This window comes from Geodermatophilus amargosae (assembly GCF_900116515.1).
GTDB classification, from domain to species: domain Bacteria; phylum Actinomycetota; class Actinomycetes; order Mycobacteriales; family Geodermatophilaceae; genus Geodermatophilus; species Geodermatophilus amargosae.
Map to the genome: position 1 here is coordinate 37,036 of NZ_FPBA01000032.1, position 14,567 is coordinate 51,602.

Annotated in this window: 17 protein-coding genes; 7 read left to right on the forward strand and 10 right to left on the reverse strand. The window is 76.0% G+C overall.

Features of this window, described 5'->3' with window-relative positions; all coding sequences use genetic code 11:
• The first annotated feature begins 30 nt into the window (after positions 1-30).
• Positions 31-591, forward strand: coding sequence for a TetR/AcrR family transcriptional regulator (locus BM414_RS25800; protein ID WP_093584325.1), 561 nt, complete (start codon positions 31-33; stop codon positions 589-591).
• On the opposite strand, the gene BM414_RS25805 is transcribed toward BM414_RS25800, so the two are convergent.
• Positions 588-1,400 carry a thioesterase family protein gene (locus BM414_RS25805; RefSeq protein WP_093584326.1) on the reverse strand — a complete coding sequence of 271 codons (813 nt, stop codon included), beginning with the start codon at positions 1,398-1,400 and terminating at the stop codon, positions 588-590. The two genes, BM414_RS25800 and BM414_RS25805, sit on opposite strands and share 4 nt — an antisense overlap.
• 27 nt (positions 1,401-1,427) lie before the next feature.
• Here BM414_RS25805 and BM414_RS25810 point away from each other — a divergent pair, with 27 nt between their 5' ends.
• Complete coding sequence (locus tag BM414_RS25810; protein ID WP_093584327.1) at positions 1,428-2,396, forward strand: aldo/keto reductase; 969 nt, start codon at positions 1,428-1,430, stop codon at positions 2,394-2,396.
• On the opposite strand, the gene thpR is transcribed toward BM414_RS25810, so the two are convergent.
• The 6 genes from thpR to BM414_RS25845 form a co-directional block, all read right to left on the reverse strand.
• A complete protein-coding gene (gene thpR, locus BM414_RS25815; RefSeq protein ID WP_093584328.1) occupies positions 2,365-2,943 on the reverse strand; it encodes an RNA 2',3'-cyclic phosphodiesterase in 579 nt (192 codons plus the stop codon). The two genes, BM414_RS25810 and thpR, sit on opposite strands and share 32 nt — an antisense overlap.
• Positions 2,940-3,305 (reverse strand): hypothetical protein, encoded by a 366-nt coding sequence (locus tag BM414_RS25820; protein WP_093584329.1) that lies wholly within the window; start codon positions 3,303-3,305, stop codon positions 2,940-2,942. Before BM414_RS25820 ends, thpR begins: the two co-directional genes overlap by 4 nt.
• A 68-nt stretch (positions 3,306-3,373) precedes the next feature.
• Entirely contained in the window at positions 3,374-4,726 is a 1,353-nt protein-coding gene (locus BM414_RS25825; protein WP_093584330.1) for an MFS transporter, read from the reverse strand.
• Entirely contained in the window at positions 4,723-5,157 is a 435-nt protein-coding gene (locus BM414_RS25830; RefSeq protein WP_175551813.1) for a MarR family winged helix-turn-helix transcriptional regulator, read from the reverse strand. Before BM414_RS25830 ends, BM414_RS25825 begins: the two co-directional genes overlap by 4 nt.
• Positions 5,158-5,187: 30 nt before the next feature.
• A complete protein-coding gene (locus BM414_RS25835; protein WP_093584331.1) occupies positions 5,188-6,741 on the reverse strand; it encodes an NCS2 family permease in 1,554 nt (517 codons plus the stop codon).
• A gap of 94 nt (positions 6,742-6,835) precedes the next feature.
• On the reverse strand, positions 6,836-8,410 hold the full coding sequence (locus BM414_RS25845; RefSeq protein ID WP_425432376.1) for an ArgE/DapE family deacylase: 1,575 nt from the start codon (positions 8,408-8,410) through the stop codon (positions 6,836-6,838).
• Between the two features lie 135 nt (positions 8,411-8,545).
• On the opposite strand from BM414_RS25845, the gene BM414_RS25850 reads away from it, so the two are divergent.
• On the forward strand, positions 8,546-8,983 hold the full coding sequence (locus BM414_RS25850) for an Lrp/AsnC family transcriptional regulator (RefSeq protein ID WP_093584332.1): 438 nt from the start codon (positions 8,546-8,548) through the stop codon (positions 8,981-8,983).
• A 21-nt stretch (positions 8,984-9,004) separates the two neighbouring features.
• Here BM414_RS25850 and BM414_RS25855 read toward each other — a convergent pair whose 3' ends face one another.
• On the reverse strand, positions 9,005-9,799 hold the full coding sequence (locus BM414_RS25855) for a DUF3027 domain-containing protein (RefSeq protein WP_093584358.1): 795 nt from the start codon (positions 9,797-9,799) through the stop codon (positions 9,005-9,007).
• A 100-nt stretch (positions 9,800-9,899) separates the two neighbouring features.
• Between BM414_RS25855 and BM414_RS25860 the strand changes: the two genes are divergently transcribed.
• Positions 9,900-11,669, forward strand: coding sequence for an MFS transporter (locus tag BM414_RS25860; RefSeq protein ID WP_245784998.1), 1,770 nt, complete (start codon positions 9,900-9,902; stop codon positions 11,667-11,669).
• Entirely contained in the window at positions 11,666-12,169 is a 504-nt protein-coding gene (locus BM414_RS25865; protein ID WP_245784999.1) for a DUF2771 family protein, read from the forward strand. The genes BM414_RS25860 and BM414_RS25865 overlap by 4 nt, the downstream gene beginning before the upstream one ends.
• A gap of 3 nt (positions 12,170-12,172) precedes the next feature.
• Here the strand turns inward: BM414_RS25865 and BM414_RS31955 are convergent, their stop codons facing one another.
• Complete coding sequence (locus tag BM414_RS31955; RefSeq protein ID WP_093584334.1) at positions 12,173-12,568, reverse strand: cold-shock protein; 396 nt, start codon at positions 12,566-12,568, stop codon at positions 12,173-12,175.
• 134 nt (positions 12,569-12,702) lie between these two features.
• Positions 12,703-13,272 (reverse strand): nucleotidyltransferase family protein, encoded by a 570-nt coding sequence (locus tag BM414_RS25875; RefSeq protein ID WP_093584336.1) that lies wholly within the window; start codon positions 13,270-13,272, stop codon positions 12,703-12,705.
• 71 nt (positions 13,273-13,343) lie between these two features.
• Here BM414_RS25875 and BM414_RS25880 point away from each other — a divergent pair, with 71 nt between their 5' ends.
• Positions 13,344-14,111, forward strand: a complete 768-nt coding sequence (locus BM414_RS25880) for an endonuclease/exonuclease/phosphatase family protein (RefSeq protein ID WP_093584360.1) — start codon at positions 13,344-13,346, stop codon at positions 14,109-14,111.
• 41 nt (positions 14,112-14,152) lie between these two features.
• Positions 14,153-14,476 (forward strand): hypothetical protein, encoded by a 324-nt coding sequence (locus BM414_RS25885; protein WP_093584338.1) that lies wholly within the window; start codon positions 14,153-14,155, stop codon positions 14,474-14,476.
• Positions 14,477-14,567 lie beyond the last annotated feature (91 nt).

Below are 14,567 nucleotides of genomic sequence, written 5' to 3' on the forward strand. Positions count from 1 at the left end.
CGCCCCGGCAACCCGGACACCCGGGAGGCGGTGCTGGCCGCGGCCCGCACTGCCTTCGCCGAGCGCGGCTACGACGGCGCCTCGATCCGCTCCATCGCGACCGCCGCGGGCGTGGACCCCGCGCTGGTGCACCACTACTTCGGGACCAAGGACGCCCTGTTCCTGGCCGCGGTGCAGGTGCCGGCCGATCCCGACGACTTCCTGCCCGAGGTGCTCGCCGCGCCGCCGGACGAGCTCGGTGCCGCCGTGGTCCGCACGGTCCTGCGGGTCTGGGACGGGCCCGCCCGGCCGGGGATCCTGGCCCTGGTCCGCTCGGCGGTGAACCACGAGTGGTCGGCCCGGCTGCTCCGCGAGTTCGTCCTGGCCCGCATCATCCGGCGGGTGATCGGCACCCTGGACATGCCGGTGGCCGAGCGGGAGGCGCGGGGCGCGCTGGTCGCCTCCCAGGTCGTGGGGCTGGTCATGACCCGCTACGTGCTGCGCCTGGAGCCGCTGGCCTCGGCGCCCCCGGACGACGTCGTCGCCGCGGTCGCGCCGACGCTGCAGCGCTACCTCACCGGCGAGGTCGACCTCCCCGGCCGGCGGGACTAGCGGGCGACGCGGGCCAGCTGCCGGGCCTGCGCGACCAGCCGGCCGGTGGAGTCCCAGATGCGGCACTCCTCGTCCGACCAGCCCCCGGCCACCTCCGTCGAGCGGGACTCGACGACGCTCCAGCCCGGCGCCGGCAGCCCGCGGACGAGCACCTGCAACTGCACCGTGGGCGCCCAGCCGGGCCTGCCGACCGCGAACGCGGTGGGCGGCAGGGCGTCGGCGAACAGCAGCAGCGCCAGCGGGTCGGGGTCGCGGCCGTCGGCCAGCCGGATCCAGGCGCGCAGCAGCCGCACGTCCGACGGCCGGCCGGCCGTCCAGCCCGCCGTCGCGGGGTCCAGCCGGGTGTCGAGCTGCCGCGCCAGGCCGACGGCCGGGCCGCCCTCGCTGGTCCGGGTGGGGACGCACTCGTCGGGGCCGGGCAGCCGCGGCGCCGGGTTGACCGTGTAGTCGGCCCGGTCGGTGCCGAGGGTGGCCGTCGTCACCTGGACGGCGAGCGAGGGACCGGCCGCGCTGCTGAGCACGACCGTGGAGTGGGCCAGGGTGCGCCCGGCCGGGCCGGCGGTGACCGTGAGGTCGGCCGGCCCGCCCGGGGTGGCGCGCAGGTAGCTGGCCGACAGCGCCACCGGGTGCGGGTGCGGGCTGTCCAGCAGCGCCGCCCGCGCGACGACGCCGAGCAGGTAGCCGCCGTTGAGGACGCCGTTGCCGACGTCCCAACCGGGGTCGAGGTCGGCCCGGACGCCGCCGCCCTCGGTGCGGGTGACGGCGGTGGCCCGGTCGAAGGCGGAGATCTCGGCGTCGGTCTGCGGCACGCCCGACAGGGTGCCAGTGTTCGGGACGTGGACTACACGCACCTCGGACGCAGCGGCCTGTCGGTCTCCCGGCTGTGCCTCGGCACCATGAACTTCGGCTGGAAGACCGAGGAGGCCGACTCCCACGAGATCATGGACCGGGCCCACGAGGAGGGCGTCAACTTCTTCGACACGGCCAACGTCTACGGCTTCGAGGCCGGCAAGGGCCGCACCGAGGAGGTGCTGGGCTCCTGGTTCGCGCAGGGCAGCGGCCGCCGCGAGCGCACGGTGCTGGCCACCAAGGTCTACGGCGGCATGTCCGACTGGCCCAACGACACCTTCCTGTCCGCCCGCAACCTCGTGCGCGCGTGCGACGCCTCGCTGCGGCGCCTGCAGACCGACTGGATCGACCTCTACCAGTTCCACCACGTCGACCTCGCGACGCCGTGGGAGGAGATCTGGCAGGCCTGCGAGACGCTGGTCGCCCAGGGCAAGGTGCTCTACGTCGGGTCGTCGAACCACGCCGCCTGGCAGCTGGCCGCGGCCAACGAGGCCGCCGCGCGCCGGCACTTCCTCGGCCTGGTGAGCGAGCAGTCGCACTACAACCTGCTCACCCGGCACGTCGAGCTCGAGGTGTTGCCCGCCGCCCGCCACTACGGCATCGGGGTGATCCCGTGGAGCCCGCTGGCGCAGGGCCTGCTGGCCGGCGTCCTCGGCGACCAGGAGGGCGACCGCCGGCACGCCGACCGCAACCGCGAGCGCATCGAGCAGCACCGCCCGGCGCTGCAGGCCTTCGAGGACGCCTGCCGGGACTGGGGCCTGGCCCCGGCCGACGTCGCGCTGGCCTGGGTGCTGCACCAGGACGGCGTCACCGCCCCGATCGTCGGCCCGCGGACGATGGAGCAGTTCGAGGGCTCGCTGTCCGCGCTCGGCGTGCGGCTGGAGCAGGCCCAGCTCGACCGCCTCGACGAGGTCTTCCCCGGCTTCAGGGCCGCGCCGATGGAGTACGCCTGGTGACCCAGGCGTCCAGCGGCTCGTGCCGCCCGGCGGCGCTGCGGACCAGGGTCACCTCGGTCAGCGGCCAGTCCGGCCCGCGGTAGCCGGCCAGCCGGCCGGGCAGGTCGCCGTCGGCGGGCCGGCGCGGGTGCCAGCGGCCGAGCGTGAGGTGCGGGCGGAACGGCCGGTCCTCCACCGGCAGCCCCAGCGCGCGGGCGGCTGCGGCCAGCCGGCCGGCCAGCCCGGCCAGAACGGCGACGTCGCCGTCGACCCCGGCCCAGCACACCTGCGGACGGCGCCGCGAGCCGAACCGCCCCGCCCCGGCCAGCCGCAGCGTGGCCGGCGGCGTGGGCGCGACGGCGTCCCCGACGGCGCCGGTGAGGCCGGGCAGCAGCGCGGGGGGCACCGCACCGAGGAACAGCAGGGTGAGGTGCCAGCGTGCCGGGTCGCCCCAGCGCGGCGCACCGGGGACCTCGCGCAGCGGCTCGACGGCGGCGGCCAGGTCGGCGCGCGCCTCCGCGGGCGGGGCCACCGCGACGAACAGCCGCAGCGGCGCCGGCTCGCTCAGCGCACCACCAGGCCGGCGTCGGACAGCGCCGTCTGCAGCCGGAGCCGCTCGACGTCGCGGGCGAAGCCGGGCCGCACGGTGCCCAGGGCGTGCGGCACGGCCAGCAGGGCCGCGGCCTCGGCGAGGACGTCGTCGTAGGCGGCCTGCAGCCCGAGCCGGCGCACCTGGGGCGCGCCGGCGGGGACGGCCTCCACCGGCCGGGGCGCGGCGGGCGGGGGGACGTCCCCCTCGCGGGCCCTGCGGCGGGCGCGGATGTCGAGCATGAGCTGCCCGGAGAAGACGCGGAACAGCAGGCCGAGCGCGGCGAAGGCGCCGACGAGCATCGCGGTGATGCCGGCGAGCTGGAGCAGGGCGGAGGTCATCGGCACTCCGTGGGAGCAGGGTGGCCGCGACGGTACGTGGCGGCGCGGGCCGCCGCCAGGTGCGCCGGTCAGCGGCCCGCGACCTGCTCCCCGCCGACCTGCTCCCCCCGGACCCGGCCGACGTGCAGCAGCAGCCGGGGCGGGACGACGTGGGCCTCCAGCCGCACCCGCCGTCCGCGGGACAGCCACAGTCCGGCGAGGGCAGCGGCCACGACGACGACCGCGCCGCCGAGGATGAGCCCCCACGGCGCCCCGAGGTGCTCGGAGACCCAGCCGATGACCGGCGCGCCCAGCGGCGTGCCGCCCATGAAGCACATGAAGTACAGCGCCATCACCCGCCCGCGCATCTGCGGGTCGGCGCCGAGCTGCACGAAGCTGTTGTTGGCCACGCTGAACACCAGCGCCGCCGCGCCGGTGGGCACGAGCAGGACGGCGAAGGGCACGAAGCCGGTCGTCAGCCCGCAGGCGACGGTGAGCAGCCCGAAGACGACGGCCGAGGTGACGAGGAAGCGCTGCCGCGGGCGGGCGTTGCGCCGGGTGGACAGGAACGCCCCGGTGAGCGAACCGACCGCGAACGTCGTCGAGAGCAGCCCGAACGCCTCGGCGCCGAGGTCGAAGACCTCGCGGGCCATGAGCGCGATCGTGACCTGGAAGTTGAACCCGAACGTGCCGATGACGAAGGCGAGCACCATCGCCAGCCGCAGGTCGGGGCGCGACCAGGTGTAGGCGAGGCCCGCGCGGAGCTGGCCGCGGGCGCGCGCCACCGGCTCGCTGCGCCGCAGCTCCGAGGACCGCATGAGCGCCAGCGCGCCGATCGTGAACGCGAAGCTCGCGGCGTTGACCAGGAACGCCGGCGCGGTGTCCCCGCCGGAGGCGCCGATGAGCAGGCCGGCCAGCGCCGGGCCGATCAGCCGGGCGCCGTTGAAGATCGTCGAGTTGAGCCCGACGGCGTTGGCCAGCAGGTCGCCGCCGACCATCTCCGAGACGAACGCCTGGCGCACCGGGGCGTCGATCGCCGTCACCGACCCCAGGGCCCCGGCCAGCACGAACACGTGCCACAGCGCGACCGCGCCGGTGACCACCAGCACGCCGAGGCCGGCGGCGAGCAGTCCCATCAGCGCCTGGGTGACGGCGAGGACGCGGCGCTTGTCGTAGCGGTCGGCCAGGACGCCGCCGTACATGCTGAGCAGCAGCGTCGGGCCGAACTGCAGGGCGGTGATGAGGCCCAGCGCCACCCCGCTGTCGCCGGAGAGCTGCAGCACCAGCCAGTCCTGGCCGATGCGCTGCATCCACGTCCCGGTCAGGCTGACCAGGTTCGCCGACGCGTAGAGCCGGAAGTTGTGCACGTGCAGCGAGCGGAACGGGCTGCGCCCCTGAGCACCTGGTCCCCCCGCGTTCGGGTCAGCGGCCGTCGACGTCACCCACCGGCGAGCTCCTCCATGATCACGGCGGCCTCGCGCAGGGTCGCCCGCTGCTCCGGGGTGAGCCGGTGCAGCTGGTTGGACAGCCAGGCCTCGCGGGCCCGGGCCTCCTCGGTGAGCAGCGTCTCGGCGGCCGGGGTCAGCTCGAGGACCACCTGCCGGCCGTCGGTCGGGTGCGGCGTGCGGGTGACCAGGCCCATGCCGTCGAGCGCGACGACGACGCGGGTCATCGACGGCGGCTGGACCCGCTCGTGCGCGGCCAGCTCGCCCGGGCTCATCGGGCCGTGCCGCTGCAGCGTGGACAGCGCCGCGAGGTGGGTCAGGGTGACCGAGGTGTCGACCCGCTGGTTGCGCAGCCGGCGGGAGAAGCGCATGACCGCCAGCCGGAGGTCGTGGGCGAGCGCTGCGGTGTCCAGCGTCGACCGTGTCACGGCCGGGACCCTACCGTCGCTTAGCCGGGCTCAGAACAGTTGCTGTAGTGGCTCCAGTGCGAAGTACACCACGAACGCCGCCGCGATCACCCACATCAGCGGGTGCACCTCGCGCCGCCGCCCGACCGCCGACCGGAGCAGCACGTAGCTGACCACCCCGGCACCGATGCCGTTGGTGATCGAGTAGGTGAACGGCATGAGCGCGATGGTGAGGAAGGCCGGGATGACCAGGGACATGTCGTCCCAGGTCAGCGTCCGGATCTGGCTGATCATCAGCGCGCCGACGATCACCAGGGCGGGTGCGGCGGCCTCCGAGGGCACGACCTGCACCAGCGGCGTGAAGAACATGGCCAGCAGGAAGAGCACGCCGGTGACGACGCTGGCCAGGCCCGTGCGGGCGCCGTCGGCCACGCCGGAGGCACTCTCGATGTAGGTCGTGTTCGACGAGACGCTGGCCGCGCCGCCGGCCGCGGCGGCCAGGGAGTCGACCAGCAGCACCGGCTGGGCGCCGGGCAGGTTGCGGTCCTCGTCGAGCAGGTCGCCCTCGGCGCCGACGGCGGTGATCGTGCCGACGGTGTCGAAGAAGTCGGCGATCATGATCGAGAACACGATGAGCAGCGCGGCGACGACGCCGATGCGCTCGAACCCGCCGAAGAGCGAGAACTGCCCCACGATCGACAGGTCGGGGGCGGCGACGACCTCGCTGGGGAGGGTGGGCACCTGCAGCGCCCAGCCGCGCGGGTTGGTCCCGTCGGGCGTGCGGGCACCGACCCCGGCCACCGCCTCCACGACGATCGCCAGCACGGTCGAGACGACGATGCCGATGAGCAGCGCGCCGCGGACCCGCCGGACCACGAGGACGGCGGTCAGCAGCAGCCCGACGACGAAGACCAGCAGCGGCCACCCGGCCAGCTGGCCGTTGACGCCGAAGCTGATCAGCGGGGTGCCCGGGCGGATGACCCCGGCGTCGGCCAGGCCGATGATCGTGAGGAAGAAGCCGATGCCGACGGCGATCGCCGTCTTCAGCTGCGGCGGGATGGCCTCGAAGACCGCCTTCCGGAAGCCGGTGAGCACCAGGACGGTGATCAGCAGGCCCTCGAGGACGACCAGGCCCATGATCTCCGGCCAGGCCAGTTGGGTGGCGGCGAAGACGGCGACGATCGCGTTGATCCCGAGGCCGGTGGCCAGCGCGAACGGATAGCGGCCGACGACGCCCATGAGCAGGGTCAGTGCGCCGGCGACCAGCGCGGTCACCGCCGCGACGGCGGGGAAGGGCAGCGAGGCGCCGGTGATGTCGGTGCCCGACAGGATGATCGGGTTGAGCACCACGATGTAGGCCATCGTGAAGAAGGTGGTCAGCCCGCCCCGCACCTCGCGGCCCACGGTGCTGCGCCGGGCGCTGATGCTGAAGTACCGGTCCAGCCCGTTGCGCGGCCGCACCTGGGGGCCGGGGCTGCGCCGCGGCCGGGGTGCACCCGCCGCCACGTCGGCCGGCGTGTCCCCGGTGGGGACGGCCCCGGTGGGGACGGCCCCGGTGCGGCCGACCGCGCTCGCGCCGCGGGGGGGACGGGACTTCTCGGGCATGCGGGCTCCTGCGGACTGCTGATGCCGGGTGACGAGCGGCGACAGAGTGCCACACGCCGCGCGTGCCCCGGCACAGGTGCGCGCCGGGGGTGACCTAGGGTCGTCCCGTGCCGGATCCCCGCGAGCACGGACCGCTCAGGCAGGCCCCTCCCCCGCTGCAGGTCGACACCGCCCGCGTGGTCCTGGGCGGGGCGGCGCTGTGGGCCCTCGCGCTGGTCGTCCTGCTCTTCCTCGGCGACCGGGTGGACCGGGCCTGGACCTGGACCTGCGTGGTCGGCATCCTGCTCGCCCTGGTCGGCCTGGTGGTCATGCGCCTGCAGGGCCAGCTCGGCCCGCGCCGGGACCCGCGCGGGGAGTAGCCGGCCTGCAGCAGGCGCACGGTCGCCACGGCGAGGACCCGCGTGACCGCCGTCAGCTCGGTGAGGTCGACGTGCTCGTCGTAGGAGTGGGCGTGGACGACGTCCCCCGGGCCGTAGTGCACCGTGGGGATCGCCTCGGCGGCGTACAGCCGCAGGTCGCTGCCGTAGGGCACGCCCCGCTCGCGCGGCACGGTGCCGGTCAGCGCCTCCTGCGCCGAGGCGAGGACGTCCCGCAGGGGCGCGTCGGCGGGGGTCCGCCCGGGCGCGAACTGCCCGCCCGGCCAGGTCACCTCCGCCGGGTGCGCGCGCAGGAAGGGGTGCGCCGCGCAGGCGGCGGCCACCCGCTCCTCCAGGGCCGCGCGCGCGTGCGCGGGGTCCTCGTCGAGGCGGACGCCCATGCGCCCGGTCGCGGTCAGCCGGTCGGGCACGGTGCTCGCCCAGTCCCCGGCGACCACGGTGCCCACCGAGATGGTGTGCGCGACCGGGTACTCGGCCATCAGCGGGTCGACCGCGGCGTTGCGCTCGGCCTCCAGTTCCCGCAGCGCGGCGTCGAGGTGGACGAAGTGGTCGACGGCGCTGCGCCCGGCCCACCGGGCACTGCCGTGCGCGGGCTGCCCGGGGACGACCAGCCGGAAGGTGAGCGCACCGCCGGCCGCGGTGGTGAGCGTGCCGCTGGTGGGCTCGGTGATGACGCAGGCGTCGGCCCGGTGCCCGCGGGCCAGCGTCGCGAAGGCGCCCAGTCCCCCGTCCTCCTCGCCGCCGACCAGGTGCAGGGCCAGCCGTCCGGGCAGCCGCACGCCGCTGGCGAGCACCGCCTCGGCGATGGCGAGGTCGGCGGCCACCCCGGCCTTCATGTCGCAGGCACCCCGCGCGTACAGCCGGGACCCGGCCGGCCGCGGCGTCCAGGGGTCGCCGGTCCAGCGCCGCCGGTCACCCGGCGGGACGACGTCGACGTGGCCCTGCAGCGCGACGGTGGGGCCGGAGTCGTCGCCGGTGGCCGCGACCAGCCCCCAGGACTCGCGGCGGGGCACCTCCGTGCCGGGGAAACCGGGCCGGCCGGCCAGGTCCGCGACGTCGATCCGCCAGTGGTCGACGTCCATGCCCAGGCGCGCGGCGCGGTCGGCGAGCACGGCGAGGAGCTCGGACTCGGCGTCGCTGCCCGTGACGCTGGGCACCCGCAGCAGGTCCGCGAGGGTGCGGTGCAGGCCCGGGACGTCGAGGGCGTCGAGGACCGCCAGCTCGGCGCGCCCCAGCCGGCCGTCCTCCAGCGGCATCCCGGCGACCGGGGTCCCGGATCGCGACAGCGTCACGGCTCCTCCTCCCGGGCGCCCGGCGGCGCACGGGTCGACGCTAGGGAGCGTCCGGCCCCCGGGCCAAGGCCGAACGACTGCGTCCTGCCTACGATCCGTTGCGTCACGGGCGGTTGTCGCGCAACGGAGGACCACGTGGACGAGCTGGACCGGGCCATCGTGCAACGGCTGCTCCAGGACGCCCGCAGCACCTACGGCCGCATCGGGGCCGAGGTCGCGCTGAGCGCGCCCGCCGTGAAGCGCCGGGTCGACCGGCTGGTGCGCAGCGGGGCGATCCGGGGGTTCACGGCCGTGCTCGACCCCGCCGTCCTCGACTGGGACGTCGAGGCCTACGTCTGGGTCTACTGCGACGGCGCGCCGGACCCCGAGGACGTCCGCGCCCAGCTCGCCGCCGTCCCCGAGGTGGTCCAGGCGACGACGATCTCCGGCACGGCCGACGTCGTGCTGCGCCTGCAGGCGCGCGACACCGCCGAGCTGGAGCGGGCGGTGCGCCGGCTGCGGGCGATGCCCACGGTCTCGCGGACGGAGAGCGCGGTGGTCCTCTCCCGGCTCATCGACCGGCCGCGGGTGTGACCGGTCCGCGCGCGGGGTGCGCTAGTCGGTGAGGACGTCGAAGTCCGCGGTGTCGTAACGGGCCGACGTCACGACCTCGGCCGGCTCCCCCACGGCCAGGGTGGCCTGGCTGTGCGCACCGCACCCGTAGTCGACCGCGACCACCCGGCCGTCGGCCGGTGAGTACTCGTTGCCGCAGGCGCCGAGCAGCCCGCGCAGCGAGCCGGCCAGCGGGAGGAAGAAGCCGCACGTCCCGCACGGGCCGGGGGCCGAGCGGGCCATCGGCGTCCGCGGGCCGAAGTCGCCGGCCAGCCAGCGCGCGGCCGCGGCGCCCCGCCCCTCGCGGGACATGACCCGCTCGCGGCCCAGGCCGATGTCGCTCGCCAGCGCCTGCGCCTCGGGGTCGGCCGCGGAGTCGTCCTCGGCGGTGTAGGAGGGCACCAGCCGCGGGTCGTCCTCGGTGGCCGGGAGGACGTCGCCGACCGACAGGTCGCCCGGGCGCAGCCGCTCGTGCCACGGCACCCAGGCCGGCGCGAGCAGCGCGGCGTCGCCGGGCAGGAGCACGACCTCGTCGACGGTGACCCCGTCCGCACCGGGGACGTGCGCGAGGGTGACCGCCCAGTGCCAGCCCACGTAGCCCGGCAGCCGGCTGGCGAAGGAGTGGGTGACCACCTCGCCGAGGACGGCGGGTCCGCCGCCGGCGCCCCCGACCGGCTCGGGCCCGGCGCCGAGGTGCTCGCCGACGACCGCGGGGTCGCCGGCGGTCTCCTCGGCCGCCGCGCGGGCGAGGTCGACCGCGCCGGTCAGCACGTCGCTCGGGACGGAGTCGGGAGTCACGGCCTCATCGTCCCAGACGCGGGTGGCCGGCACGCGCAGCCGGGCGACCGGCGTGATCACCACCCACCGGACTGCCAGACGGGTGCGGCACCATGGGGCCGTGCCGTCGTCGCGTCCACCCGGGTCCCGCCGGGGCCTGCTGCGCCGGTCGCGGCAGGAGCCGGACCCCGCCGACCGGATGGACACCGCGCCGCTCGACCTCCCCCAGCCGGGCACCCGACCGCAGGCCGCCGCCCCGCCGCCGGACCCCGCGCCCGCCGCGTACGGCCCGCCGTACGTCCCGGCCCCCGGGTACGGCCCGCCCGCGTACGTCCCGGCACCCGGGTACGGCCCCCCACCCGGGTACGGACCCGCCACCGTCCCGGGACCGCCCGTGTACGGCCCGCCGCCGCAGGCGCTCCCGCCCGGCTACGCGCCGCCGCCCGTCCCCCCACCGGCCGCGCCCGCTCCACCCGACGCGGCTGCGCAGGCGGCGCCCGGGGCCGGGCAGCCGCGGGTGACCGTCACCCGGGTCGCCGTCGCCCGGACCCGTGAGCTGACCGGCGCGACCGTCGCCCGCGTGCGGGCCGCCAGCCGCGCCGACGGCGCCGCCGAGAGCGGCCTCACCCACCTGCTGTGGGTCAACGCGGTGCACATGGCCGGCGACGCGATGATCGCCGTCTCGCTGGCCGGCACGCTGTTCTTCGCCGCCGCCTCCGACGCCCAGCGCGGCAACGTGGCGCTGTACCTGCTCGTCACGATGGCGCCGTTCGCGCTGGTGGCGCCGGTCATCGGCCCGCTGCTCGACCGGCTGCAGCGCGGCCGCCGCTGGGCCATCGGCGCCGCCGCGCTGGGCCGCGCGGTGCTGGCGCTGGTCATGGCCGCGCACTACGACGACCTCGTCCTCTACCCCGCGGCGCTCGGCGTCCTGGTGCTGTCGAAGGCGCACAACGTGCTGCGCGCCGCGGTGGTCCCCCGCGTGCTGCCCTCGGCGATGTCGCTGACGTCGGCGAACGCGCGGCTGTCGGTGTTCGGCCTGGTGACCGCCGGCGTCTTCGGCGGCATCGGTGCCGGCATCGCCGGGCTGTTCGACTTCCCGCCGCTGCTGTGGGCCACCTCGGCGGTCTTCCTCGTCGCCGCGGTGCTCGCCGTCCGGCTGCCCCGCCACGTCGACGTGCCCACCGGCGAGCAGCCCGCCGACGTGCTGAGCACCGGCCCGGTGCCCGTCACCGGCCGGCGCCGGCGGCCGGTCAACCCGCACGTGGTGCTCGCGCTGCGCGCCAACGCGGCGCTGCGCGGGCTCGGCGGCTTCCTGACGATCTTCTCGGCGTTCCTCGTCCAGGCCACCGTCGAGGGCGGCTGGGAGGCCACGCTCGCGCTGGGCGCGATCGCCGGCGCGGCCGGGGCCGGCAGCGTGCTGGGCACCGGCATCGGCTCCCGCCTGCACGCCGCCGACCCCGACCGGGTGGTCGTCTGGGCGGCCGGGGCCGCCGCCGTGGTCACCGTGCTCGCCGCCGTCTTCTTCGGCCTGGCCACCGCGGCCGTCGTCGCCGGGGTGTCCGCCGTGGCCAACGCGCTGGGCAAGGTGGCCCTCGACGCGATCATCCAGCGCGAGGTGCCCGAGACCCTGCGCGCCTCGGCCTTCGCCCGCTCCGAGACCGTGCTGCAGCTGGCGTGGGTCTTCGGCGGCGCCGTCGGCATCGCGCTGCCGCCGATCGGCTGGATCGGCTTCACCGTCGCCGCCGCGCTGCTCGTGCTCGCCGTCGGGCTGCTCCTCTGGACGCCGCGCCGCCGCCGGTGGGCGCCGGTCGACGCGACCGCACCCACCGTCCCCGGCTCCCCCGCCGTCTCCCCCAACGCCCCGACCGTGCCGGAGGCACCCCGCCCGTGACGAACCCTCCCCGCGCCGCCGGTGCCCTGCTGGCCGGCGCGCTCACCGCCGTGCTGGCCGGGTGCGGCGGCGGCTCGTCGTCGGCCGCCGACGCGCCCCCGGACGTGACGGTGACCGCCGGACCGCAGGAGGTCGCCGTGTCGCCGACCCAGTACTGCGGGTCCGGCGAGGGCCGGCGCTACGACGTGAGGCCGCCGCTGGTCGAGGTCTCCCCCGACACCGCGATCGCGCTGACCGTGCCCGACGACGTCGCGGCCAACGGCTGGAGCGTGCAGGTCTTCGACGGGAGCCTCGAGGAGAAGCTCGGCGAGGTCGACGTCGACGCGGGGACGACGACGTTCGACGGCATCAACAGCTCCGACGTGGTGCCGCCGGCGTACTACCTCGTCGTCGTCGAGGACGCCCACGACGACTGCCTGCTCACCGGCTCGTGGCCGATCGGCTTCCTGCGGGCCGGCGGCGAGATCGGCACCGACCCCACCGCGACGCCGGGCGGCTGAGCCTCAGGCCTCGAGGTCGCCGGCGACCGCGCGCAGGACCGCCGCGACCTTGCGCGACTCGGCCCGGTCGGGGTGCCGGCCGCGACGCAGGCTGTTCGAGACGTCGTCGAGCAGCTTGATGAGGTCCTCGATGATGGGGACCAGCTCGTCGGGCTTCTTGCGGTTGGCCGCGGCCACCTTCGCCGCCACCGACGGCAGCGGGTCGAGGACGCGCACCTGCAGCGCCTGGTCGCCCCGGCGGCCGGCGACGATGCCGAACTCCACCCGCTGGCCGGGCTTGAGCTCAGCGGTGCCGGAGGGCAGGGCGTCCTTGTGCACGAAGACGTCGGGCCCGTCCTCGCGAGAGAGGAAGCCGAACCCCTTCTCGGGGTTGAACCACTTGACTCTGCCGGTGGGCACGGTGAGATCCCTCGGTCGCTGTTGGGTGTCCCGGCTCGGAGCCGGCGGACGGCGGCACGGTCGCACCGCTCGCGCCAGGTTAGCCGTCCGGCGCACCCGGGTTGATCGCCGTCGCCCGCGTCCGGGCCGGCTCCTCAGCCGCTGACGACCTCCGGCTCGACCACGCCGAGCCTGCCCAGCAGGTCGAGGAAGACGACGGCGAAGTCGTTGTCCTGGATCTCGCGCTTCACCGTGGTCCAGTCGACCTGCTCCCGCAGCGCCCGCGCCACCGGCATTAGGCGGGAGAAGTCGCAGTAGTGCTCGTCGAGCGCCATCAGCTTGGTGACCAGGATGTCGGTGGCCGCCAGCACCGGCATGTGCACCGAGAGCACGGGCAGCTGCTCGGCCCGCTCGATGAGGTCGGTCTCCACCGGGTGGCCGCAGGTGCGCCAGAGGACGTCGACGAACGAGTTGCCCTGCACGACCTTGGTCAGCCAGTCCTCGGCCGGGTCCTCGACCTGCAGGCCCGCGTCGGTGAGCACCTTGACCACCCGCTCGGCCTCCCCGTCGGGCACGAGGAAGTCCGCGTCGTGGTCGGGCTCCGGCGCACCACGCACCCAGGCCGCGTAGCCGCCGCACAGGGCGAAGGGCACCCCGCCCTCCTTGAGGGCCACGGCGGTGCGCTTGAGGAGGTCACGGATCTCGTCGCGGTCGGAGGGCTGCACGGGGTGCGTCTACCCGGCGCCCGGCCGGTCACGCACGGGTGAACCGGCCACCGCCGGGGCACGGGCACTCCGTGCGCATCGCCACCTTCAACATCCTGCACGGGCGCTCACCGGAGGACGACCGGGTCGACGTCGACCGGCTGGCCGCCGCGGTGAAGACGCTGGACGCCGACGTCCTGGGCCTGCAGGAGGTCGACCGGGACCAGCCCCGCTCGATGAACGCCGACCTCACCGCGGTGGCCGCCGAGGCCATGGGCGCCGTCGACTCGCAGTTCGTCGCCGCGCTGGCCGGCACTCCTGGCGGCACGTGGATGTCGGCCACCGGCGAGGAGCAGCCGGGCTCGGCCAGCTACGGGATCGCGCTGCTCTCGCGCTACCCGGTGGTGTCCTGGCGGGTGGTCCGGCTGCCGGCGCTGCGCGGCCGGGTGCCGGTGTGGTTCCGCGGCGCGCGGGCGCCGACGCTGGTGGGCGACGAGCCTCGGGTCGCCGTCGCCGCGGTCCTCGACGGGCCGTCGGGGCAGTTCACCGTGGCCTGCACGCACCTGTCGTTCGTGCCGGGCTGGAACTCCGTGCAGCTGCGCCGGCTGGTGCGCTCGCTGACCGGGACGCGCGAGCCGCTCGTCGTCCTCGGCGACCTCAACATGGAACCGCGCCAGGCCACCCGGGTCAGCGGGCTGCGCCCCCTGGCCGCCGGGCTCACCTTCACGGCACAGGAGCCGACGCGGCAGCTGGACCACGTCCTGGGGCGGGGGCCGGTGGCCGCCACGGGCCCGGGCGAGGTGGTGCGGCTCCCCCTGTCGGACCACCGGGCGCTGGCGGTGCCGTGCCAGGTCGGGTGACGTGGTCGGCGTCGTGACAGTGCCGGGTGTCACGGTCCCCCGTGGCCACCGACGTCGGGACCCGCGCGTCCACCCTGGTCGCCTCGGCGGTCCGCCTGATCGCCTCGCTCGTGGCGGTGGTGATCGTGCTGCACGCGGTGTCCACCTCCTTCGAGGCGAACCCGGCCGATCCCCTGGTGTCGGCGGCCGCGACCGTGCGGCAGGACCCGGGCTGGTTCACCGTCGACCTGTTCCAGTTCACCGTCGACCTGTTCCGGCCGTCCGAGCCGCGCGTCGCCGAGACGATCGACACCACGATCGCCGCCCTCGTCCGGGTCGTCGTCGGCAACCCGGTCTCGGAGCTGATCGGGAGGCCGGCGCCCTGACAGTGAGGATGTCCCCGGCGCCATCGGGCGCGGTCTGACCCTGAGTGCTGACCGACGCCTGGCTGTCTTGGCTGAGATCTGTCGGCCGTGC